This window comes from Lysobacter sp. P5_B12 (genome assembly GCF_056400425.1).
This window is the reverse complement of the sequence record NZ_JBFULG010000002.1, coordinates 319,237-341,965: the sequence shown is the minus strand read 5'-3', so window position 1 is coordinate 341,965 and position 22,729 is coordinate 319,237. Positions and strand designations below refer to the sequence as shown.

Here is a 22,729-nt window from a genome sequence, read left to right as displayed (position 1 = left end):
GCAGGTGACATCGTTGCGTCGGACGCATGACACCGGCGCTGTCATCGAATCAAAACATCCACGCACTAGCCTCTCGCCGCTCAGGGGGAATGCCATGCGACTGTCCAAGACCGACAAGGCCCGCGATGCGCTGGGCGCGGGCAAGTCCGGCGCGCTGGAACTGCGCGACCGACAGATCCTGATCCTCGCCGACGGCAAGCGGACGCGCGCGGAGTTGATCGCGATGCTCGGCGCCGAGCGCGTCGCGTCGATCGACCGCCTCGTGCGCGAAGGGTTCCTGGCTTCGACGGACAACGCGCCCGTCGTCATTCCGATGGCGCCTGCACCCGCGATCGCACCGGCGACGACGCCGCCCGCGAAGCGCCGCTCGCTCGCCGCAGCGAAGATGTACCTCATCGACATGTTGCAACTGCAACGCTCGCCCACGGCAGCGGAATTGCGCCTGTCGATCCAGTCGACCAGCGATCCGGAGCTGTTGCTCCAACGCCTGCTGGAAGCGCTCGCCCACCTGGTGGCTTCGACGCCGCCCAGTTACGGCGAACGCGTGTCCGCGCGCTTCTCCGAAGTCGTGCCGGAAGAGGCCTTGCCGCGATTGCCCACGCTCGCCGCGTGAGCGGTCGCACGCTGCGCGTCGATCGCGCGCAGCATGTCCAGCGCGGCGGGTGTCCACACGCGCCAGTTGTGGCCGCCATCCCGCACGAACACCTGTTGCGCGTTCAATGCAGGCACGAACAGCGGCATCGCCTTGCGCAGCCGATCCGCATCGCCGTAAGCCAACCAGATGCGTTGGCTGCGCGCGGGGTCGTCGGCGAGTTGCTTGATGTAACGCCACACATCGCGCTGCCAACTTTGCGCCGTGAATCCCTGCGACGCGCCGCCGTTCCAACGGCGCACGCCGCCGGCGGTGTCGATCTCGAGCAGCAAGTCGAAGTCGCCGAGGTAGGGCGCCAACAGGATCATGCCGTCGAGCTCGCCGGGGAATTGCGCGTCGTACATCAGCGTGCCCATGCCGCCCATCGATGCGCCGGCCATCCACACTTCGCGATAGCCCCGTGCGCGCAGCGGTTCGATCACCTCGGACCGCAAGCGCTTCGGCGCATCGCCTTCGCGATAGAAGTCGAGCGTGAGTTCGGCGAACACGACATCCGCATCGGGCCACGCCTGGTGGATGGCGTCGGCGACGCCGCTGTCGTGCAGTGCGCGCAGGTCGTCGCCGCGACCTGGCAAAACGATGACGAGGCGATCGGCCTTGCCGCTCGTCGCGGGAATCGTTGCCGTCGGAATCGGTTGCGACGGATCTCCCTTCGCCACGCACGCACACAACAGCGCGGCGACGAGCACGGCCTGCAGCAGACGGAACATGGCGGTCATCCTTGCCGTGCGAGAGGCGCGACGCTCGCATGGCGCGCCACAGTGCGACGTGAATGCCCGCATTGTGTTTTGTGCAAGCGGCCGATGTTCAGCGCGCAGTTGAAGTAATACCTTCGATTGCGCGCTGAATGCGCGGACGTATCACGTGTTTCTCATGCAACCAATTGCAGACTGGGCGGGCCGGAGAAACACACGCCGGAGCATTGGTAACCAGACGGAGAAGAATCACGATGGCCAACAATCAGAACGATCGTACTCAGCAGAACCCGGGCAGCCCGCAGGACAAGAGCCAGCAGGCCGGTCAGCAGGGCATGGGCAAGGATTCGGGCGCACAGCGCCAGGCCAACCCGAAGGACGCCGACCGCGACATGCAGGGCGGCTCCGGCAAGTCCGGCACGCAGAGCACCGACCAGGCACGCAGCAGCGACCAGAACAAGAAAAGCTGACGCGTTCGCCAATGCAATAAACAGCCTTTGATCAGGGCTGGCGACGGGAAGGCCGAGAGGTCTTCCCGTCGTCGTATGTGCGTTCATTCGGGAACGAGAATCTCGAGCACTTCGCGCCCGTAACGCTCCAACTTCGCCACCCCGACGCCTTGGACCCGTGCCAGGGCGTCCAGGTCTCCGGGTTCCTGCAACGCAATCTGCCGCAACGTCGCATCATGGAAGATGACGTAAGCCGGCACGCCTTGTTCCCGCGCCACGCTGCTGCGCCAGGCGCGCAAGGCTTCGAACCGTTGCGCTGCATCTTCCGGCAGGTCTGCAACGACCTCGGCGTTTTTCGATTCTCGCCGCTTCGGCGCTTTCTCTGTTTCCGCGCGCAAGGTCAAGGTCGTTTCGCCTTTCAGCAGGCCCGCGCTCGCGGAGGTCAGGCGAAGCGCGCCATGGCCTTCGACATCCACCGCGAGCCAGCCGCCCGCGACGAGTTGCCGGAACACGCTGCGCCATTGCCTGGCATCGAGTTCGGTGCCGACGCCGTAGGTGCTGACGTTCTCGTGCCCGAACTGGAATACCTTCTGCGTCTGTGCGCCGCGCAGGACGTCGATGACATGGGCGGCGCCGAAGCGCTGCCCGGTGCGATACACGCACGACAAGGCTTTCTGCGCGGCGACCGTGCCGTCCCAGCTGCGCGGCGGCGCGATGCAGTTGTCGCAGTTGCCGCATTCGCCTGCGTGGGGTTCGCCGAAATACGCGAGCAGGGTCTGGCGGCGGCACGCGGTGGATTCGCAGTAGCCGATCAGCGCATCGAGCTTGCGGCGCTCCAGGCGCTTGCGCTCTTCGCCGGATTCGGACTCCTCGATCATCCGCTGCAACAGAACCGCATCGCCGAGGCCGTAGGCCATCCAGGCATCCGCCGGATCTCCGTCGCGGCCGGCGCGGCCGGTTTCCTGGTAGTAGCCTTCGAGCGATTTCGGCAAGTCCAGGTGCGCGACGTAACGCACGTCGGGTTTGTCGATGCCCATGCCGAAGGCGATCGTCGCGCACATGACGATGCCGTCTTCGCGCAGGAAGCGCCGTTGGTGCGCGGCGCGTTTCTCCGCATCGAGCCCGGCGTGGTAGGGCAGTGCGGAAAACCCCTGCGCGACGAGGAATTCCGCGGTCTGCTCGACTTTCTTGCGCGAGAGGCAATACACGATGCCCGACTCGCGCCGCCGCGCGCCGAGGAAATCGACGAGCTGCCGCCGGCTGTCCTGCTTGGCGACGACCGTGTAGCGGATGTTGGGGCGATCGAAGGAGCTGACGAACTGGCGCGCGTCCTCCAGTTTCAAACGCTCGACGATCTCGCGGCGCGTGGGGGCGTCGGCGGTGGCGGTCAGCGCGATGCGCGGTACGTCCGGCCAGCGTTCGTGCAGCAGCGTGAGTTGGCGGTATTCGGGCCGGAAGTCGTGGCCCCATTGCGAAACGCAGTGCGCTTCGTCGATCGCGAACAGCGCGATGCGCGCGCGTTCCATCAACGACAGGAACCGCGGCGTCAGCAGGCGCTCCGGTGCAACGTAGAGCAGATCGAGATGGCCATCGGCGAACGCGCGTTCGACCGACACCGCTTGCCCGGCATCGAGCGAGGAGTTGAGGAATGCGGCCTTCACCCCCAATTGCCGGAGGGCTTCGACCTGGTCCTGCATCAGCGCGATCAGCGGCGAGACGACGATCGCCGTGCCCTGCCGCAGCAGGGCGGGCAACTGGTAGCACAGGGACTTGCCGCCGCCGGTGGGCATGAGCACCAGCGCATCGCCGCCTTCGGCGACGTGCCCGACGATCGCGCCCTGCACGCCGCGGAAGGCGTCGTAACCGAAAACGTGGCGGAGGGTGTCGAGGGCGCGCTGCATGGTGGAAGGGTAGCAGCGGCGTCAAGCGCGGTGGCGCCGAGTCGTCGGCAAAAGCGGGGAATGGGGAATGGGGAATAGTAGTTCACCTATTCCCTATTCCCTGTTCCCTATTCCCGCTCTTTCGCTACTGCAGCAACGCGCGCAGCATCCACGCGTTCTTCTCATGCACCTTCAGGCGCTGCGTCAGCATGTCGACGGTCGGGTCGTCGCCGGCCTTGTCGGCGATTTCCAGCGATTTGCGGTGCGCGCGCGCGACCGCTTCATTGCCCACCACCAGCTGGCGCACCATCTCCCGCCAATCGGTATGTTCGACCTTCGTGCCCGGTTTGATGCTGGTCAGGCGCTGGAAATCATCATAGGAGGCCGGCACGTTGTAGCCCAGGGCGCGGATGCGTTCGGCGATCTCGTCGAAGGCCATCCACTGCTCGTTGTACTGGGTCTCGAACATCGTATGCAGGCTGTTGAACATCTCGCCCGTGATGTTGAAATGGAAATTGTGGGTCTTCAGGTACAGCGTGAAGGCGTCCGCCAGCGACACCATCAGGGATTCGGAGATTTTCTTGCGGTCGTCGGTGCTGATCCCGATGTCGATGTCGGGGGCGTTGCCGCCGACCTGCGGGTCTTCTTTGAGGCTCTTGGCGGGGGTGGCCATGCGGTTGGTGCTCCTTCGCGTCGGGTTGCGATCACAATAGTGGGGCGGGGTTGGCGACGGAAATCGATAGTTGCTTGCGTCGCGATTGATTCGGTGAATGGTCTTGGAGTGTATGGATACCGGTGCAAAGGGCGCGTCATCGCAGGGCAGGCGGGCGATCGACGGCGGATTGTCGAAGGATCGCGGCCGCCTGCTGGGGCTGTGGAACCGCTGGAACGCCAAGCCTGGCGATGAAGCCGCGCGCGATGCGTTCGCCGCCGCGCTGGCCCGTTCGGTCGAAGCGCGCGAGCTCCGCGCCGCGCGGTTGCCGCAGGCGGCCGTGGACGACACGCTCCCCATCGCGGCCGAAGCCGATCGCATCGTCGAACTGATCCGTCGCCATCCGGTGGTCGTGATCGCCGGCGAAACCGGCTCGGGCAAGACCACGCAGTTGCCGAAGTTGTGCCTGGCCGCCGGTCGCGGCGCGGCGGGCATGATCGGTTGCACGCAGCCGCGCCGCATCGCCGCGCGCGCGGTGGCCCGGCGTGTCGCCGAGGAACTGAAGGTGCCGATGGGCGGCGCGGTCGGCTACCAGGTGCGCTTCACCGACAACGTCTCCGAGCAGACCGCGGTGAAGTTCATGACCGACGGCATCCTGCTCGCCGAAATCCAGTCCGATCGCTGGCTGTCGGCCTACGACACGATCATCGTCGACGAGGCGCACGAACGCAGCCTCAACATCGATTTCCTGCTCGGCTACCTGAAGCAACTGCTCGAACGCCGCAAGGACCTGAAGATCATCGTCACCTCGGCGACGATCGACACCGCGCGTTTCTCCGCGCATTTCAACGACGCGCCAGTGGTCAGCGTCGAAGGCCGCGGGTATCCCGTCGATGTGCGCTGGCGGCCGATCGAAGGCGAGGGCGAGGACACGGGCGATCGCACCGTGCTCGACGGCATCGTCGGCGCGTGCGACGAAATCGCGCGCGATCACCCGATGGGCGACACGCTGATCTTCCTGCCGGGCGAGCGCGAAATCCGCGATGCGCACCTGGCGCTGGAGCGGCGCAAATATCGCCACACGGAAATCCTGCCGCTCTATGCGCGACTCTCCGCGAAAGACCAGGACCGTGTGTTCAATCCGGGCCCGAAGCGGCGCATCGTGCTCGCGACCAACGTCGCCGAGACCTCGCTGACGGTGCCGCGCATCCACGCAGTCGTCGATCCGGGGCTTGCGCGCGTCAAGCGTTACAGCCCGCGGCAGAAACTCGATCGCCTGCACATCGAACCGATCAGCCAGGCCAGCGCCGACCAGCGCAAGGGCCGCTGCGGACGCATCGCACCGGGCACGTGTTATCGCCTGTACGCGGAAGCGGATTTCGAATCGCGCCCGCGCTTCACCGATCCGGAGATCCGCCGCGCAGCCTTGGCCGGCGTGATCCTGCGCATGTTGTCGCTGGGCCTGGGGCGCATCGAGGACTTCCCCTTCCTCGAACCGCCCGAGCCGCGCGCGGTCGCCGATGGCTGGCAGCAGTTGCAGGAACTCGGCGCGATCGAAGAGGGCGACAAGGGGTTGCGCAAGCTCACGCCCATCGGCCGCACGATGGCGCGCCTGCCCGTCGACGTGAAGCTCGCGCGCATGCTCATCGCCGCCAACGAACGCGGTTGTTTGCGCGAGATGTTGGCGATCGCCGCCTTCCTCGGCATCCAGGATCCGCGCGAGCGTCCGGCGGACCAGCGCGGCGCGGCAGACACCGCGCACGCGGAATTCGCCGACCCCAAATCCGAGTTCGTCGGCATCGTCAAATTGTGGGACGCCTACCGGCAGGCGCACGAAGACCTCACGCAGTCGAAACTGCGCCAGTGGGCGGAGAAACATTTCCTCGGCTTCCTGCGCCTGCGCGAGTGGCGCGAACTGCATCGCCAGTTGAAGTTGCTGTGCGATGAACTCGGATGGCAACAGAACGACGCCGACGCGCCCTACGCGGACCTGCATCGCGCATTGCTGACGGGCTTGCCGACGCAGGTCGGCAACCGCGGCGACCGCAACATCTACGACGGCCCGCGCGGGCGCAAATTCCAGCTGTTCCCGGGCTCGCCTTTGGCGAAGAAGCCGCCGCCGTGGGTGTTGTCGGCCACGCTGCTCGATACCGAGCGTGTTTGGTCGCTGACCAACGGCACCATCGAGCCGGAGTGGGCGATCGAGGCCTTGCCGCACCTGCTCGCGCGCCGCCAGCACGATCCGCGTTGGGCGCGCTCGCAAGGGCGCGTGGTCGGCAGCGAGCAGATTTCCCTGTTCGGGCTGGTGCTCGCGCCCAAGCGGCCGATCCATTACGGCGCGCTGTTCCCGGAAGAAGCGCGGCAGATCTTCGCGCGCGATGCACTGGTGACGGGCGAGATCAACACGCGTGCCGCCTTCCTGCCGCGCAACCTGGCGATGCTCGCGAAGGCGAAGGAAGAGGAAGCCAAGCAACGGCGCACCGGCCTGGTCGTCGACGACGACTGGCAGGCGCAGTGGTATCTGGATCGCCTGCCGCCGCATGTGCACAACGCGCAGGCGCTGGATGCGTGGTATGCGCGTCTGTCGAAGGAACAGAAAGCATCGCTGGAATGGTCGCTGTCCGACCTGATGGTCGGCGACGAAAGCGATGCGACGCGTTTTCCCCCGTATTTCCCGATCGGCGAGGCGCGCCTGGCCGTGCGTTATCGCTTCGAACCCGGCGCGCCCGACGACGGCATGACGGTCGTGGTACCGCTGCATTTGCTCAACGCGCTCGATGCCGCGCGGCTTTCCTGGCTTGCACCGGGCTTCGTCGCCGACAAGGCGAGCGCGCTGATCAAGTCGCTGCCGAAGGCCTTGCGTCGCAACTTCGTGCCGGCGCCGGATTTCGCGCGCGCCTTCGCCGAAGCGTTTCCGCAACCGACCGGCGATGCGATCGAAGGCGAACTGGCGCGCTTCCTGCACAAGCTCACCGGCGTGGCGATTGCGGCGACGGAATTCGACCCTGCATCGATCGATTCGCACCTGCATGCGAACCTGCGTCTGCTCGATGTGGTGAAGCAGGGCAGGGAGGCGCCGGTCCTCGCCGAATCCCGCGATCTGGCCGATTTGCGCGCCCGCTTCGGCGCACGTGCGCAGGCCGCCTTCGCCGCGCGGGCCGCGGAGGGTCTCGCGCAACAAGGCCTCGTGCATTTCCCCGAACAGCCGATTCCGCCTTCGGTGCCCGGCGCCGGTGGCGTGCCCGCGTATCCGGCGCTGGAGGATCGCGGCGAATCGGTCGCGCTCACGGTGCACGCGAGCCGCGCCGAAGCCGATCGCCGACATCCGCAGGGTGTGCGTCGCCTGCTGCGCCTGGAACTTGCGGACAAATTGAAACAGGCGCGCAAGCAACTGCCGATCCAGCCAAAACTCGCGCTGCTGTACGCGGCCATCGAATCGGCCGCCCCGCGCGATCTGTCCGGCAACGACTCCGATCGCCTGCGCGCCGATCTCATCGAAGGTGCGTTCGCCGCGCTCGCGGCCGACGATCTGGAGAATGTCCGCGACACCGCCGCTTTCGACGCGCGCCGCGAGGCCATCTCCAAGGGCCTGTTCCCCGAAGCGACCGCGCGCCTGCGCCAGGCCGAAACGATCCTCGGCCTCGTCGCGGAGGTCCGCGCGGGCCTGGACAGCAAGCTGGTGGGCTGGGCGAGCGGCAATCTCGACGACATGCGGCGGCAACTGGCCGCGCTGGTGCCGCCGGGATTCCTGCGCGACGTGCCGGCCGCCGCGCTCGCCGACTACCCGCGCTACCTGCGCGCGCTGGTCCTGCGCAGCGAGCGCGCCCTGCGCGACCCCGCCCGCGACCAGGCCCGCATGCTCGAACTCAAGCCCTTCGCCGATGCGCTGGCCGCTGCCGGCGCCGATGCGGCGCTGGATCCCGAGTGGCAGGCCTTGCGCTGGGACCTGGAGGAGTTGCGGGTGTCGCTGTTTGCGCAGGAACTCGGCGCGCGCGCGGGAGTCTCGCCCAAGCGGCTCGCGGCGCGGCTGGCGCGGCTTCGCGGTGAATGAACGGCGCTCCCGCGCCCTTCGCACGGGGCGCGGTACTGTAGGGCTGTCGCAGGATTCGAACCCTTGAGCAAGCTCACCCCCCTCACATTGCCCGCTTTGCTGGCGCTGCCGCCGGCCGATGCCATCCCGCAACCCCTGCGCGACGCGATGCTGCAGGTCGACGGCGATCCGTTCGCACAAGCGCCCGATCCGCCGGCGGTGCTCGCCGATACGCTCGCTTCCCTGGCCAAACTCGGCGCGGACGGCGACGTGACAGCGGCTGCGGTGCTGCGCGCGTTGCCGGCGGTGGAAGCGCAGCTACGCCCTCGCCTGGACAAGGAGCATCCGCAGATCGTCGCGCTGCTCGAAGGCCAGCGCGCGGCCGTGCAGGTGTGGGCGCTGCACGCCGAACAACGTGGCCACGGCAACAGCGAAGGCCTGCGCCGCCTGCTGCTGGCGATCGTCCGCGATCTGCGCGTGGTGCTGGTGCTGCTCTCGCGCCACCTCGCGCGCCTGCGCCTGGCCGCCAACGCGCCACCCGACCAACAACGCGCGCTCGCGCAACTCACGCGCGACATCCACGCGCCGCTCGCCAACCGCCTGGGCATCTGGCAGTTGAAGTGGGAGCTGGAAGACCTCGCGTTCCGGTACCTGGAGCCGCAGACCTACCAGCAGATCGCACGCCTGCTCGACGACAAGCGCAGCGGCCGCGAGCGTTACATCGAAACGGTCAAGGACACGCTGCGCGAAGCGCTCGACGCATCGGGCATCCGCGGCGAAGTCGCCGGCCGCCCGAAGCACATCTACAGCATCTGGCGGAAGATGCAGAAGAAGAACGCGCCCATCGGCGAGCTCTACGACCTGCGCGCATTGCGCGTGCTCGTCGACGACGTGCCCGCCTGCTACGCCGTGCTCGGTGTCGTGCATGCGCTGTGGCTGCCGGTGCCGGACGAGTTCGACGATTACATCGCGCGTCCCAAGCGCAACGACTATCGCTCGCTGCACACCGCGGTGATCGGGCCTGAAGGCAAGACGCTCGAAGTGCAGATCCGCACGCACCAGATGCATGCGCAGGCCGAGCTCGGCGTCGCCGCGCACTGGAAATACAAGGAAGGCCGCGCGACCAGCAAGGGCGCCGACGCCGCGATGGAAAAGCGCATCGCGTGGATGCGGCAGTTGCTGGAAGGCACGCCGGGCGAAGAAGCGAACCTGTTGCGCGAGCTCGACAGCGAACTCGTCGAGGATCGCGTCTACGTGCTCACGCCGCGCGGCGAAGTCATCGACTTGCCGCAGGGCGCGACCCCGGTCGATTTCGCCTATCGGCTGCACACCGACGTCGGCCATCGCACGCGCGGTGCGAAGGTCGATGGCCGCATCGTGCCGCTCGACCACGTGCTGCACAGCGGCGATCGCGTCGAAATCCTCACCGGCAAGGTCGCAGAACCGCGGCGCGACTGGCTCGTGCAATCCAACGGGTTCCTTGCGAGCCCGCGTTCGCGCGAGAAGGTGCGCAGTTGGTTCCACAAGCTCGATCGCGCGCGCAACCTGCTGGCCGGGCGCGAGCTGCTCGACAAGGAACTCAAGCGCCTGGGCCTGGCGAAAGCCGACCTGTCGCCGGTGTTGTCGCGTTTCAATGTTTCCAACGAAGACGAGCTCGTCGTGCTCGTCGCGTTGGGCGACGTCGGCCCGCACCAGGTCGGTCGCGCGTTGCTCGAACACGAGCGTGCGCTCGCCGAACCCGAATCCGTCCCATCGCCCGTCGTCTCGCGCGCGCCGGCGAAGAAGGGACGCTCGGACTTCACCATCGCCGGCGTCGGCAACCTGCTCGCGCAACCTGCGCGCTGCTGCCAGCCGCTGCCGGGCGAGCCCATCGTCGGTTACCTCACGCGCGGCAAGGGCATATCGGTGCATCGCGCGGGATGCGCGACCTACGAACGCCTGGCCGCGGCACAACCGCAACGCGCGATCCCCGTCGAATGGGGCGGCGTGGGGGGCGGGCACGATGTCGATGTCGTGCTGCTCGCGCTCGATCGCAAATGGTTGCTGAAGGACCTGACCAACCTGATCGCGCAGGAGAACGCCCACGTCGCGTCGATTTCCGGCGATCCCGAACGCGGCACGGGCCGCGTGCGCATCAACCTGCGGTTGCGCGTGTCCGATTACGGCCAACTCTCCTCGCTGCTCGGCAAGCTGTCGTCCGTGCCTGGCGTGGAAGACGCACGGCGTGCGACCTGACATGCCCCGCGTGCCGCTCCGCCGCGATCCGCTCCGCCTGCGCCTGTTCGACTGGCTGCGGCGCTGGCCGCCTGCGTTGCGCCGGCGCGTGGAGATCGGCGCGGTCGCCGTGGTCGGGCTCGTGGTGCTGATCGTCGCGTTCCGGCAACCGATGTCCGACAAGGTCTATCCCGAAGCGCAATACCAGCAGACGCTCGATGCGGCCGCGCGTGCCTTGCAGGCCGGCAAACTCACCGCGCCCGACGGCACCGGCGCGCGCGAGTTGTACGCCGCGGCGCTCGCGATGGATTCCGATCGCGACGAAGCGCGCGCAGGCCTGCAGCGCGTGGGCGAAGTCGCGTTGGCGAAAGCGGACAAGGCGACGGACGCGCGCCGCTTCCAGGAAGCGCACCTGGCCTTGCGGCTCGCGCGCGAGCTTGCGGTCCCCGATGCGCAGGTCGTTCGCATCGAAGATCGTTTGCGACAACAGGAAGTGGACCTGGTCGCCATCGACACGCTGCTCGCCGACGCGGACAAGGCGCGACAGGCCGGACATCTCGATGGCGATCCCACGGCCGCGCTGCCGCTGTACAAGGAAGTGCTGACACTGCAGCCGGCGAACAACACCGCGCTGGAAGGGCGGGAAGACGCCCTGTCGCACCTCCTGCAGCAGGCGCAGGCGCGCCTGTCGCGTGGCGAATTCGACGAAGCGGCGACGATGGTGGCGCGCGTGCGGGAATTCGACCCGGGCCACGTCGGCTTGCCCGATGCGCAGGCCGCACTGACACAGGCACGCGACAGACAACGCGCGCGTGGCGATACCGCCCTTCGCGGAAAGCAACTCGACGCGGCGACGGATGCCTATCGCGCGGCACTCGCGTTGGATCCGAACGACGCGCAGGCACGCGACAACCTCGCGCGCCTTGCGGAGGCCTGGGCCAAGCGCAGCCAGCGCGCAGCCTCGGACTTCGATTTCGACGAAGCCCAGCGCGCGCTGGACCTGGCACGGGTCATCGATCCGAAATCGCCTGCGATCGCCGAGGCCGAACGCCACCTCGCGCAATCGCGCGCCCGCGGCGAACGATTGCCGTTGCGTGCTTCGTCGCCCGGCCGCATCGCCGAAGTACGTCGACTGCTCGCCGGCGCCGCCGAATCCGAGGCGCGCGGCGACCTGCTCACGCCGCCCGGCGACAGTGCGTACGACCAGATTCGCCGTGCACGCGCGCTCGCGCCGGACGATCCGTCGGTGAAAGCCGCGCAGGCGCGTCTCCTGCCTGCGGCACGCACGTGTTTCGACGATGCGTTGCGGACCAATCGCCTCGTTCGCGCGGAAGGTTGCCTGGATGCGCGCGACCAACTCGGCGACGACCGGGCCAGCGTATTGCAGGACCACAACCGCCTGGCGATGCGCTGGATCGCAGTGGGCCAGGAACGCTTGGGCGCGGGGGAAATCACGACCGCGCAACGCGCGTTGATGTCCGCGCGTGCGTTGGATCCGAATGCCGAAGGGCTCGATGCCTTCGCCGAGCGCCTGCGGCTGGCTTCGCGCCGTTAAGGCTTGTTGAGCAGCACGCGTCGCACGACCGCGCGCCCGGCGTCGAGCGAAAAGTGTCGTTCGACATTCACCAGCGCGTTGTCGCGAAGGTGCGTCCACAACGCTTCGTCTTCGTACAGGCGCACGATCGCATCGGCGAAGGCCTGCGCTTCATCGGCGACCAGCACGTCTTCGCCCGCGCGCAGATGCATGCCTTCCACCGCGCAGGAGGTGGCGACCACCGGTTGCCCGTGCGCCATGCTCAGGTTGACCTTGCCCTTCACGCCGGCGCCGAAACGCAGCGGCGCGATCGCGATGCGCGCGCCGCGCATGTAGGGATCGATGTCGGGCACGTGCCCGTGCACGATGACGCCTTCGACCTTGCCCAGCGCGCGGATTTCGTCCGGCGCGTGGCTGCCGATGCAATGGAAACGCACCTGCGGCAGGCGCGCGCGCACCGTGGGGAAGATCGCTTCGACGAACCAGCGCACCGCATCGACGTTCGGCGGATGGCGGAACCCGCCGACGAACACGAGGTCTGCGCGCTGCGCGAAGGGCTGGCCCGCGCCTGCGACCTGGTGCAGGTTCGACAGGATGTCGACCTGCGCGCCCGGTGCGTCGATGGCGAGCAGCTTGCGCTCGACCTCGCTCACCACCAGCGTGGCGTCGCTGCGCGCGATCACGTCCAGTTCCAGCGCACGCGTGCGCAGCGCGCCGCGGCGCTGGGCGGCGTCGTTCGCCAGTTCCGCGCCGCGCGCTTCGCGCAGGTAATGCAGGTCGACCGTATCGAAGACCACGCGCGCCTGCGGCGCGTAACGGCGCGCGAGCGGGAGGAATTCGGCGGCGACGTAATGGCGGCTGAGCACGATCGTGTCGAATCGCGGCCCATGTTCGCGGAACCACGCCGGCGCACGCGGCGCGAAGGGCGCGTGCCAGCATTCCACGCCCAGTTGCTGCAGCGCGTGCGTGGCGGCGCCGTCGTTCGCGCGATTGGCCGGGAGGAAGACGACATGCGCGCCTTCTTCGCGCAGCAACCGCATCAGGTTCACCAGCCGCAGCGAACCCGAATCGTGGTCCGGATGCGGCGTCAGCGCATCGACGATCAGCACCTGCGGGGTGCGCGCATGCAACACGGCGGGCGTGGGGATCGTGCCGGGTGGCGCATGCGCGGCGAGCGCATCGCGCCATCGCGCTTCGAACCGCGCCTGGTTGCGCACCTGCGCCGCCTTCGGGCCGACGTTGACGTCGGTGCCCGCGGTGCCGCCTTCGTCGTGCACGACCACCGCGTCGGGCTGGTACAGCACGCGCAAGCCGCGCGCACGCACGGCGAAGGCGAGGTCGGTGTCCTCGTAGTAGGCCGGCGCATAGGCGTGCGCGAAGCCGCCGAGTTCGGCGAACAAGGCGCGCGGCAATGCGATCGCCGCGCCGCTGGCGTAATCGCAATCGCGCACGTAGGCGTACCGGCAATCTTCGGGGGACGCGCGGCGGCCGTAGTTCCAGGCGCTGCCATCGGCGAACACGACGCCGCCGGCTTCCTGCAGGCGCCCATCGGGATAGCGCAGTTGCGCGCCGACCAGGCCGACGTCCGCGTGTTCATCGAAGGTGCGCAGCAAGGCATCGAGCCAGCCGGGTTGCGGGATCGTGTCGTTGTTGAGGAAGACCACGTATTCGCCGCGCGCGAGCGACGCGCCGTCGTTGCAGGCCGCGATGAACCCGCCGTTTTCGGCGCGCCGGTGATAGCGCAGGCCTTCGACGTGGGGCAGGGCGTCGGGCGTTTCGTCCGTCGAACCATCGTCGACGACGATCACCTCGGCGTGCTCGGCCGGCGGATGCGCCGCCAAAGCGCGCAGGCAGGCGAGCGTGCGCGCGAACTGGCCATAGACCGGGATCACGATGCTCGCGCGCGGCGCGGGGCCGGCGACCTGCAGCGTGTCGGGCAATGCGAAGGGCGCGAAGGGCGTGGCCTGCGGCAGATACAGCTGCGTTCGATCCACCGAAGGCGCGCGCGCGAACCGCAGGCGCGCCTGCGCCAGCGTCGCCGACCAACCCCGCGTGCGCAGGCTCGCCAGCCCGCGCGTGGCCAGTCCGACGGCCCGTCGCAGGAAGAAGCGCGCATCGGCCGGGGTCATCGACATGCCAACACAACTCCGGCTGAAGAAAAGGGGTGGGGCCACGGGGCGCGAACTGGCGTGGACAAGGCCCTGCGCTAGACTCGCGGCTCCATTGTCGCATCGCCCCGGCCCTTGGCCAGCGGGCTTTCCCTGAAGACCCAATGCCCAAATCCCCGCGGATCGAATACGACGAAGACGACGACGGCCGCGACGGACACGGCACGGCGACGGTGCCGGGCTGGCGCCGCAGGCTGCTGACCTGGGGGTTGGCCGCGGTCGGGTTGGGGCTCGGTTTCCTGATTCCGTACACGATCTACCTCAACCACCAGGTCGGCGAACGCTTCGGCCAGTTGCGCTGGCAGTTGCCCACGCGCGTGTACGCGCGCCCGCTGGTGTTGCGCGCCGGCACGGCGATGGATGCGCAGACGCTGAAGACCGAACTGGAAGCCGCCGGTTATCGCGACGATGGCGCGGGTGTGCGCCCCGGCACCTATTCGCATGATGGCGGGCGCTGGCGCATCGCCAGCCGCGGGTTCTTCGATGTCGACGGCCAGGTCGCGCCGCGCCAGGTGGACCTCGTGCTGTCGGGTTCGCGCGTGGCCAGCGTGCGCGACCACGCGCGCAAGCAGGCGATCAAGGCCGCGCGCCTGGACCCGGCGCGCATCGCCACGCTCTACGGCCAGCAGCAGGAAGAGCGCCGCATCGTGCGCATCGAGGAAGTGCCCGAACTCCTCGTCACCGGCCTGCAGGCGGTGGAGGACCGCGACTTCAACCGCCACCACGGCATCGACCTGTCCGGCATCGCGCGCGCGATGTGGGTCAACCTGCGCTCGGGCGAAGCCCGGCAGGGCGCGAGCACGCTCACCCAGCAGCTCGCCCGCAGCGGCCTGCTCGGCATCGGCAAGGAACAGACCTTCAGCCGCAAGTTCAACGAAATCCTCTATGCGCTGCTGATCGAAGCGCGCTACGACAAGAAGACGATCCTCGAGGCCTACTTCAACCAGGTGTACCTCGGCCAGCAGGGGTCGCAGGCGATCCATGGCGTGGCCGCGGCATCTGAATTCTGGTTCGGCCGCGACCTGCGCGACCTGTCGACCGAACAGATCGCCCTGATGATCGGCATGGTGCGCGGCCCCTCGCTCTACGATCCGCGCCGCAATCCCGAACGCGCGACCGAGCGGCGCAATTTCGCGCTCGGCAAGATGCGCGAATCCGGGCTGATCAACGACGAGGAATACGCGCGCGCCAAGGCCGCCCCGCTCGGCGTGACGAAGACGCCGGTGAACATCGCCAATCGTTTCCCGGCGTATGTCGACCTCATTCGCCGCCAGCTCGCGCGCGACTATCCGGCCGATGCCCTGCAGGGCGCGGGCCTGACCGTGCTCAGCGCGATGTCGCCCTCGGCGCAGGCCTATGCCGAAGGCGCGGTGACGCGCACGCTGAAGGCCGTCGAAAACAAGAAGCGCCCGCCCTTGCAGGCCGGCCTGGTGGTGACCGACGTGCACAACGGCGATGTCGTCGCCGTCGTCGGCAGCCGCAGTTTCCAGGAGCACGGCTTCAATCGCGCGGTGGAAGCGCAGCGCCCGGTGGGTTCGCTGCTCAAGCCCTTCGTGTACCTGCTCGCGCTTGCGCAGCCGAACAAATTCTCGCTCGCCAGCTTCGTCGACGATGCGCCGGTGGCGGTCACGCTCGGTCGCGGCAAGCGCTGGACGCCCGGCAATTCCGACGGCCGCAGCCACGGCCTGGTGCGGATGATCGATGCGCTCGGCATGTCCTACAACCAGGCCACGGTGCGCGTGGGCATGCAGGTCGATCCGCGCCGCCTGGCCGCGCTGATCAAGGCGCTGGCGGGCATCGACGCCGATCCGCATCCGGCGCTGATCCTCGGTGCGGTGGACCAGAGCCCTTACGCGATGGCGCAGCTGTATCAGTTCCTCGCTTCGGGCGGCGAAATCCAGCCGCTGCATGCCGTGCGCGGCGTGCTCAATGCGAACGGCAAGGCGCTCACGCGTTACGACATCGCACCGGCGCCCGCGCAGGAAGGCGATGCGATCGCCGCGCGCCTGATCGGAACGGCGCTGCAGCATGCCGTCACCTCCGGCACGGGGCGTCCGCTCGTGAGCGACGGCCTCGGCCGCCTGCAGGCCGCGGGCAAGACCGGTACCTCCAACGACAGCCGCGACAGTTGGTTCGCCGGTTACACGGGCGACCATCTGGCGGTGGTCTGGGTCGGCAACGACCAGAACCAGCCGACGGGACTGTACGGCGCGACGGGTGGCATGCGCGTGTGGTCCGGCATCTTCTCGCGCCTGCCGAGCCGGCCGCTGGAAATCGGCGACAAGGGACTGGATTGGCAGTGGGTCGTCGGCGGCAACGCGACCAACGCCGAATGCCCGGGTGCGCGCCGCTTCGCCTTCGTCGCCGGGTTCCAGCCGCCTTTCGAACCTTGCAGCGTGCAGGCGCAGAGCGCCGACGAATCGGGCGGCTGGCGCGACTGGTTCGGCTTCGGCAAGGACGAACAACAACAGCAGCAACCGCCGCCGCAGCCGCAAGCGCAGCCGGCGCCGCAGGAACAGCAATGACGGTGCGTTTCGCCTTCGTCTTGGCGTGCGCGGTCGGCCTGTCGGCCTGCGCATCGGCGCCGCCGCCGGCCGCCGACAGCATCGCGCCCGCCTACGACCCGGTCGCGCTCGTCGCGCAGATCCGCGCGGCCGCGGGCCCGGAGGATGCGAAAGACGAACTCGCGATCCGCCCGCTGCGCGACCCGATGGTCGAAGGCCTGCGCAACGATGCCACGCGCGCCGAGCGTGAAGGCCGGCCCGCGGACGCCGCGAAATCCCTCGACGAGGCGATCGCGCAGGTCGGCGACGACCCCGCGATCCTCCAGGAACGCGCCGAAGCCGCGCTGCTGAACCGCGATCTCGACGGCGCCGAACGTTTCGCGCGCCAGGCCATCGAGGTCGGCGCCAAGGTCGGCCCCTTGTGCCGGCGCCATTGGGAAACCGTGCGCGTCGTGCGCCTGGAGCATGGCGATTCGGCGGCCGTCGCCGACGCGCAACGTGAACGCGACGCGTGCAAGGTGACCGCGCCACCGCGGTATTGATGCGGCCGTAAGATAGGCATGATGTCCGACCTGTCCGCCGCCGCGCGCGACGCGCTCGCCGAAGGCGGCGCGCTCGCCGACGCCATTGACGCCTTCACCCCGCGCGCCTCGCAGCAGCGGCTTTCCGTTGCGGTGGCCGAGGCATTCGACGCGCGTGGCACCTTGCTTGCCGAAGCGGGCACGGGCACGGGCAAGACGTATGCGTATCTGGTGCCGGCGTTGTTGTCGGGCCTGAAGACCATCATCTCGACCGGCACGCGCGCGCTGCAGGACCAGTTGTTCCTGCGCGACCTGCCCCGCGTGCGCGATGCGCTCGGCACGCCGATCAAGACCGCGTTGCTCAAGGGCCGCGCGAATTATCTGTGCAAGCATCGCCTCGAACGTGCGAAGGGCGAGCCGCGTTTCGCCAACCGCGAGCAGATCGCGCAGTTCCAGCGCATCGTGTCGTGGAGCGGTCGCACGCGCATGGGCGACATGGCCGAACTCGACGCGCTGCCCGAGGATTCGCCGCTGCTGCCGATGGTGACGAGCACCGCCGAGAATTGCCTCGGCAGCGAATGCCCGTTCTGGTCGGATTGTTTCGTGGTGCAGGCGCGCGCGCGTGCGCAGGCCGCGGACATCGTCGTGGTGAATCATCACCTGTTGCTCGCCGATCTCGCGCTCAAGCAGGAAGGCTTCGGCGAAATCCTGCCGGGTGCGCAGGCGTTCGTGGTCGACGAAGCGCACCAGTTGCCGGATTTGGCCGCGCAGTTTTTCGGCGAAGGGATCGGCGCGCGGCCGCTGGTCGAACTGGCGCGCGACGCGATCGGCGAATGCAAGGATGTCAGCGCGTCGATCGCGACCGTGCAAGGGCCGGCGCAGCAGCTCGAACAAGCCACGCGCGTGTTGCGCGCCGCGATGGAAGTGCTGCCCACGCGTGGCACGCGTGGACGCGCGCTGCAGGACGCGCCGGTGCGCGAGGCGTGCGCGCAGTTGATGGAGCGCCTGCAGCATTTCGTCGATGCCTTGTCGGGGCTGCGCGAGGCATCGCCCGGTTTCGAGGCGTGCCATGCGCGCGCGCAGGATTTCGCGGGGCGGTTGAAGCGTTGGGTCGAATCGCCGGACGCCGATGATTTCGCGGAGGCGGGCGAACCGGACGCAGGCGACGTGTTGTGGTTCGAACTCTCGCCGCGCGGCTTCCGTCTGCAGCGCACGCCGCTGGATGTCTCGGGCCCGCTGCGCGATCACCGCTTGCGTTCGCACGCCGCCTGGGTGTTCACGTCCGCGACCTTGTCAGTCGCCGGTGGTTTCGATCATCTGCGCACGCGCCTGGGCCTGGACGATCCGCAAACGCTGCTCGAGCCGAGCCCCTTCGACTGGAACGCGCAGGCGCTGTGTTACCTGCCGCCGCGCATGCCCGAACCGATGTCGCGCGATTACGGCGCGGCGGTCATCGATGCCTTGACGCCTGTGCTCGAAGCCTCGAAGGGACGCGCCTTCGTCCTGTTCGCCTCGCACCGCGCATTGCGCGAAGCGGCCACCGCGTTGCGCGAGGGCCCATGGCCCTTGTTCGTGCAGGGCGAAGCGCCGCGCCACGTGCTGTTGCAGCGTTTCCGCGAATCGGGCAACGGCGTGTTGCTCGGTGCAGCGAGTTTCCGCGAAGGCGTCGACGTCGCGGGCGATGCGCTCAGTGTGGTGGTCATCGACAAGCTGCCCTTCGCCGCGCCCGACGATCCGGTGTTCGAGGCGCGGCTGGACGCCATTCGCCGCAGCGGCGGCAACCCCTTCCGCGACGAACAACTCCCGCAGGCCGTGATCGCGCTGAAGCAGGGCGTGGGCCGCCTCATCCGCAGCGAGACCGACCGCGGCGTGCTGGTGCTCTGCGATCCGCGCCTGATCGGCAAGAGTTATGGTCGCGTGTTCTTCGAATCCTTGCCGCCTTTCGCGCGCACGCGGGACGTGGCCGACGTGGCCGCGTTCTTTGCGGCAGAATCCCTCCAACCCATCCTCGAGGAGCCCTCCCATGGCTGATCGTCCCCGCGTCCACGGCATCGGCGGCATCTTCTTCAAGGCCGAGGATCCCAAGGCGCTGACCGCCTGGTATTCGAAACACCTCGGTGTCGGCTCGGAAGAGTGGGGCGGCCATATCTTCAAGTGGAAGCGCGACGACGGCTCGCCGGCCTACAGCGTGTGGACGCCGTTCAAGGCGACGACCGACCATTTCAAGCCCAGCGACAAGCCCTACATGATCAACATGCGCGTCGACGATCTCGACGCGGTGTTGGCCGCGTTGAAGGAAGAAGGCTGCCAGGTCCTCGACGAGCGCTACTCGGCGAGCGAATACGGCAAGTTCGGCTACGTGGTCGATCCCGAAGGCGGCCTCATCGAATTGTGGGAACAACCGCCGGAAGAACCCGCGGCGTGAAACTGCTCGCCTTCGAAACCGCGACCGAAGCGTGTTCGGTGGCCGTGTGGGTCGATGGCGAGGTGTGCGAACGCTTCGAACTCGCGCCGCGCCGCCATGCCGAACTCGCGTTGCCGTGGGCGGATGAAATGCTCGCGCAGGCGGGCATCGCACGGACCGCGCTCGATGCGATCGCCGTCGGGCGCGGGCCGGGTGCGTTCACGGGCGTGCGTCTGGCGATCGCCTTGGCGCAAGGTGTCGCGCTCGCGCTGGATCGGCCGGTCGTGCCGGTGTCGACGCTGGCCGCGCTCGCATTGCAGGCGCGCGCGCCGCACGTGCTCGCCGCGATCGATGCACGCATGGGCGAGGTCTACGCGGCGGCGTTCCGTTGCGAAGGCGACAACGCGTTCGCGCTGGATGACGAGCGCGTGCTTGCGCCGGATGCGGTGCTGCTTCCCGATGATTCGAACGATTGGGTCGGCGTCGGCACCGGCTTCGATGCGCTCGACGGAAACCTGCGCAAAACGCGCGCGCATCGCTTCGCGCGCATCGATGCGACGGCCTTGCCGCGCGCGTCCGATGTCGCGCGCCTGGCGGCGCAGGCATTCAAACGTGGCGAAGGTGTTGCGCCGGAGCGCGCGGAGCCGGCCTATTTGCGCGACAACGTCGCGCTGACGCTGGTGGAGCAGGAAGCGAATCGCGCCAGGCGGCGCTGACGATCTGCCCGAAAGTACAATGGCGGACCAAGCGCCACCCGGCTGAAATGCGCCTTGCGATCGCGACGTGCGATTGGAAACAGGGCGATGAACGCAGGTTCGAATTTTCCCGTGCTCGGCACGGTGCACGTGCAGTCCGTGCTGTGCGGCCATGCGCCCGATGTCGTTGCGCGCGCCATGGCCCACCTGGAGCGCGCCGCCGACATCGCGATTTCCGCGGGCGTCGCGCAAAGCGTGTCGCTGATTTTCGGCGATTGCTCGCCGTCGCCCGCGCTGCGGGATTCGGTCGAAGCGTTGCGTCGTCCCGACTCGGCGTTTTCGTTGCTGGGGTACCGATTCTTCGGGGCCGGTGTGGGCTCGGCGCGCGGCCATAACCGGCTTTTTCGGGAGGCACACGCCGACGCCGTGCTGCTCATGGCGCCGGACGTGATGGTCGCGCCCAACCTCCTGCTGGAACTGGCGAAGCCTTTCGCCGAACGCTCCGCCGGACTGGTCGAAGCCAAACAACTGCCGATCGAAGATCCGAAGGCGTACGACGCAGCGAACGGCGAAACAGCGTGGGCGTCCACCGCGTGCGCGCTGCTGCCGGCCGAGTTGTTCGAGCGCCTTGGTGGTTTCGACGAAACCTTTTTCCACTGCAACGACGTCGATCTGTCGTGGCGCGCGCGCCTCGCGGGCCGCAGCGTTGTTTACCTGCCCAGCGCGTTCGTGTTCCGCGACAAGCCATTGGGCGAGCGCGGCGCACGGATCGCCAACGAGATCGAAGGCGCCATTGCGGTGGAAGCCGCGCTGCTGCTGGCCTGCAAGTACGACCGCGACGACGTCGTCGACGCGATCCTGCAGACCTGCATCGCAAGCGACGCGCCGCACATGCGCACGGCTGCGGATCAGTTCCAGCGCCGCCAGGCGCGCGGCGCGTTGCCGCGCAGGATCGCGAACGCGCACAAGGTGGCTTCGTTCGTCGATGGTCCCTATTCGCAAACCAGGTTCGCGCTTTGATGCACGACCTCCCGTTCCTGACCGTCGTGATGCGAACGCAGGGCAATCGCACCACGACCCTGCGCGAGTCGCTGCTGTGCCTGTCCGCGCAGTCGTCGCAGGATTTCGAAGTCTGCATCGTCGGCCACGATCTCGACGACGAACGACAACGCGCCGTGGAAGGCATCATCGCCGAGCTGCATGAGGACATGCGTGGCCGCGTCCGCCTCGTCCGCGTGGCGGGCGGTTCGCGCGCCACGCCGCTCAACGCCGGATTCGCCGCGGCGCGGGGACGCTACATCGCCGTGTTCGATGACGACGACCTGCTGCTCGGGAATTGGGTGGAAGCCTTCGCGCAGCTCGCGGAACAAGCGCCGGGAAAGTTGCTGCGCCAGGTCGCCGTCGGCCAGGATTGGGATCTGGTGTCGCCGGCCGTCGGAAGCACGGCCACTCGCGCGGTCGGCGCGATGAAGCCGGTGTACGCCAGGCGATTCGACCTGCTGGACCACCTCGTCGAGAACCGCACGCCACTGCATTGCCTGGCGTTTCCGCGCGCGCTCTTCCACGAGATCCATGTGCAGTTCGACGCGTCGCTCACCACGCTCGAGGATTGGGACTACATCCTGCGCGCGGCGCCGCTTGCCGGCGTCGTGGCATCGCCGTCGATCGGTTGCATCTACCGCCACTGGCGCAACCTGGAAACCTCGGTCGCCACGCACGCCTTCGATGAGTGGCAATCCAACTACTTCCAGGTGTTGGACAAGCTGGATCGGCTGCCGCTGTTGTTGCCCGAAGGTTCGGCGCGCCGGCTGCGGGACATGGGGATCGAACTGGCGAAGCACGCGGTCGAGCCTCCCGAAAACACGAAAGCCGAAGAGCCGGATCTGCGTATCGAACAGCTGCGCCTGCGCTGCAACGCATTGCTCAACTCGGGCCTGTGGCGCTGGATCGCTTCGATGCGCGCGTTCGGTCGCGTGCTTCGCGGCAAGCGCCAGCGCGAGCCGCTGTGCGTGTGGCGGATGACCGAAGCCGAACTCGAGCAGGAGATCGTGAAGATCGAACAGTCGCGTTCGTGGCGCCTGGCCCGGCGCCTTGGAACGCTCGGCCGATGATTGTCCGCGATGTGAACCGTTGGTATCCCGGCGCGCGCCAGCGCTTCCCCCGAGTGCAATGGAGTTGGCTGCACTCGCCGGATGAAACTCTGCGAATGTTCTTTCTCGTTGCCTCGCTGAGCGGATTCGCAGGCGCCCTGTTGGCCATCGTGTTGTGGGAATCGGGCGTGCGCGGCATTGCGCGCGCAGTGTCCCGCATGACCGGAGCGGGGCGTTGATC

General features: G+C 68.1%; 16 protein-coding genes and 1 pseudogene. 13 read left to right on the top strand and 4 right to left on the bottom strand.

Translation table 11 applies throughout. The annotated features are described in order from the left end of the window. Positions 1-94: 94 nt before the first annotated feature. Positions 95-613 carry a hypothetical protein gene (locus AC1DOM_RS05055; RefSeq protein ID WP_498960842.1) on the top strand — a complete coding sequence of 173 codons (519 nt, stop codon included), beginning with the start codon at positions 95-97 and terminating at the stop codon, positions 611-613. On the opposite strand, the gene AC1DOM_RS05050 is transcribed toward AC1DOM_RS05055, so the two are convergent. Further along, positions 532-1,362, bottom strand: coding sequence for an alpha/beta hydrolase-fold protein (locus tag AC1DOM_RS05050; protein ID WP_498960840.1), 831 nt, complete (start codon positions 1,360-1,362; stop codon positions 532-534). The two genes, AC1DOM_RS05055 and AC1DOM_RS05050, sit on opposite strands and share 82 nt — an antisense overlap. A gap of 239 nt (positions 1,363-1,601) precedes the next feature. Between AC1DOM_RS05050 and AC1DOM_RS05045 the strand changes: the two genes are divergently transcribed. Beyond that, positions 1,602-1,817 (top strand): hypothetical protein, encoded by a 216-nt coding sequence (locus AC1DOM_RS05045; RefSeq protein WP_498960838.1) that lies wholly within the window; start codon positions 1,602-1,604, stop codon positions 1,815-1,817. A gap of 83 nt (positions 1,818-1,900) precedes the next feature. Here AC1DOM_RS05045 and recQ read toward each other — a convergent pair whose 3' ends face one another. Then, a complete protein-coding gene (gene recQ / locus AC1DOM_RS05040) occupies positions 1,901-3,697 on the bottom strand; it encodes a DNA helicase RecQ (RefSeq protein ID WP_498960837.1) in 1,797 nt (598 codons plus the stop codon). A 124-nt stretch (positions 3,698-3,821) separates the two neighbouring features. Next, positions 3,822-4,298 (bottom strand): annotated as a pseudogene (locus AC1DOM_RS05035) (Dps family protein); the annotation flags it as partial. A 154-nt stretch (positions 4,299-4,452) separates the two neighbouring features. On the opposite strand from AC1DOM_RS05035, the gene hrpA reads away from it, so the two are divergent. From hrpA to AC1DOM_RS05020, 3 genes are all read left to right on the top strand, one after another. Further along, positions 4,453-8,379: an ATP-dependent RNA helicase HrpA gene (hrpA, locus tag AC1DOM_RS05030; RefSeq protein WP_498961284.1), complete on the top strand. Its 3,927-nt coding sequence runs from the start codon at positions 4,453-4,455 to the stop codon at positions 8,377-8,379. Positions 8,380-8,442: 63 nt separating this feature from the next. Continuing rightward, entirely contained in the window at positions 8,443-10,593 is a 2,151-nt protein-coding gene (locus AC1DOM_RS05025) for a RelA/SpoT family protein (RefSeq protein WP_498960835.1), read from the top strand. 1 nt (position 10,594) lies between these two features. After that, positions 10,595-12,127 carry a tetratricopeptide repeat protein gene (locus tag AC1DOM_RS05020; protein WP_498960833.1) on the top strand — a complete coding sequence of 511 codons (1,533 nt, stop codon included), beginning with the start codon at positions 10,595-10,597 and terminating at the stop codon, positions 12,125-12,127. Here the strand turns inward: AC1DOM_RS05020 and AC1DOM_RS05015 are convergent. After that, a complete protein-coding gene (locus AC1DOM_RS05015; RefSeq protein ID WP_498960831.1) occupies positions 12,124-14,241 on the bottom strand; it encodes a glycosyltransferase in 2,118 nt (705 codons plus the stop codon). The genes AC1DOM_RS05020 and AC1DOM_RS05015 overlap by 4 nt on opposite strands. Before the next feature lie 137 nt (positions 14,242-14,378). Here AC1DOM_RS05015 and mrcB point away from each other — a divergent pair, with 137 nt between their 5' ends. From mrcB to AC1DOM_RS04975, 8 genes are all read left to right on the top strand, one after another. Then, positions 14,379-16,799, top strand: coding sequence for a penicillin-binding protein 1B (gene mrcB / locus AC1DOM_RS05010; RefSeq protein ID WP_498960829.1), 2,421 nt, complete (start codon positions 14,379-14,381; stop codon positions 16,797-16,799). Beyond that, on the top strand, positions 16,796-17,320 hold the full coding sequence (locus AC1DOM_RS05005) for a hypothetical protein (RefSeq protein ID WP_498960827.1): 525 nt from the start codon (positions 16,796-16,798) through the stop codon (positions 17,318-17,320). Before mrcB ends, AC1DOM_RS05005 begins: the two co-directional genes overlap by 4 nt. A 21-nt stretch (positions 17,321-17,341) precedes the next feature. Further along, positions 17,342-19,330 (top strand): DNA repair helicase YoaA, encoded by a 1,989-nt coding sequence (yoaA, locus tag AC1DOM_RS05000; protein WP_498960825.1) that lies wholly within the window; start codon positions 17,342-17,344, stop codon positions 19,328-19,330. Further along, positions 19,323-19,724: a VOC family protein gene (locus AC1DOM_RS04995; protein ID WP_498960823.1), complete on the top strand. Its 402-nt coding sequence runs from the start codon at positions 19,323-19,325 to the stop codon at positions 19,722-19,724. The genes yoaA and AC1DOM_RS04995 overlap by 8 nt, the downstream gene beginning before the upstream one ends. Then, entirely contained in the window at positions 19,721-20,419 is a 699-nt protein-coding gene (tsaB, locus tag AC1DOM_RS04990) for a tRNA (adenosine(37)-N6)-threonylcarbamoyltransferase complex dimerization subunit type 1 TsaB (RefSeq protein ID WP_498960821.1), read from the top strand. The genes AC1DOM_RS04995 and tsaB overlap by 4 nt, the downstream gene beginning before the upstream one ends. Positions 20,420-20,506: 87 nt before the next feature. Beyond that, positions 20,507-21,418 carry a glycosyltransferase family protein gene (locus AC1DOM_RS04985; RefSeq protein WP_498960819.1) on the top strand — a complete coding sequence of 304 codons (912 nt, stop codon included), beginning with the start codon at positions 20,507-20,509 and terminating at the stop codon, positions 21,416-21,418. After that, on the top strand, positions 21,418-22,509 hold the full coding sequence (locus AC1DOM_RS04980) for a glycosyltransferase family 2 protein (RefSeq protein WP_498960817.1): 1,092 nt from the start codon (positions 21,418-21,420) through the stop codon (positions 22,507-22,509). The genes AC1DOM_RS04985 and AC1DOM_RS04980 overlap by 1 nt, the downstream gene beginning before the upstream one ends. Then, entirely contained in the window at positions 22,506-22,727 is a 222-nt protein-coding gene (locus AC1DOM_RS04975; protein WP_498960815.1) for a hypothetical protein, read from the top strand. The genes AC1DOM_RS04980 and AC1DOM_RS04975 overlap by 4 nt, the downstream gene beginning before the upstream one ends. The last annotated feature ends 2 nt before the right edge of the window (positions 22,728-22,729 follow it).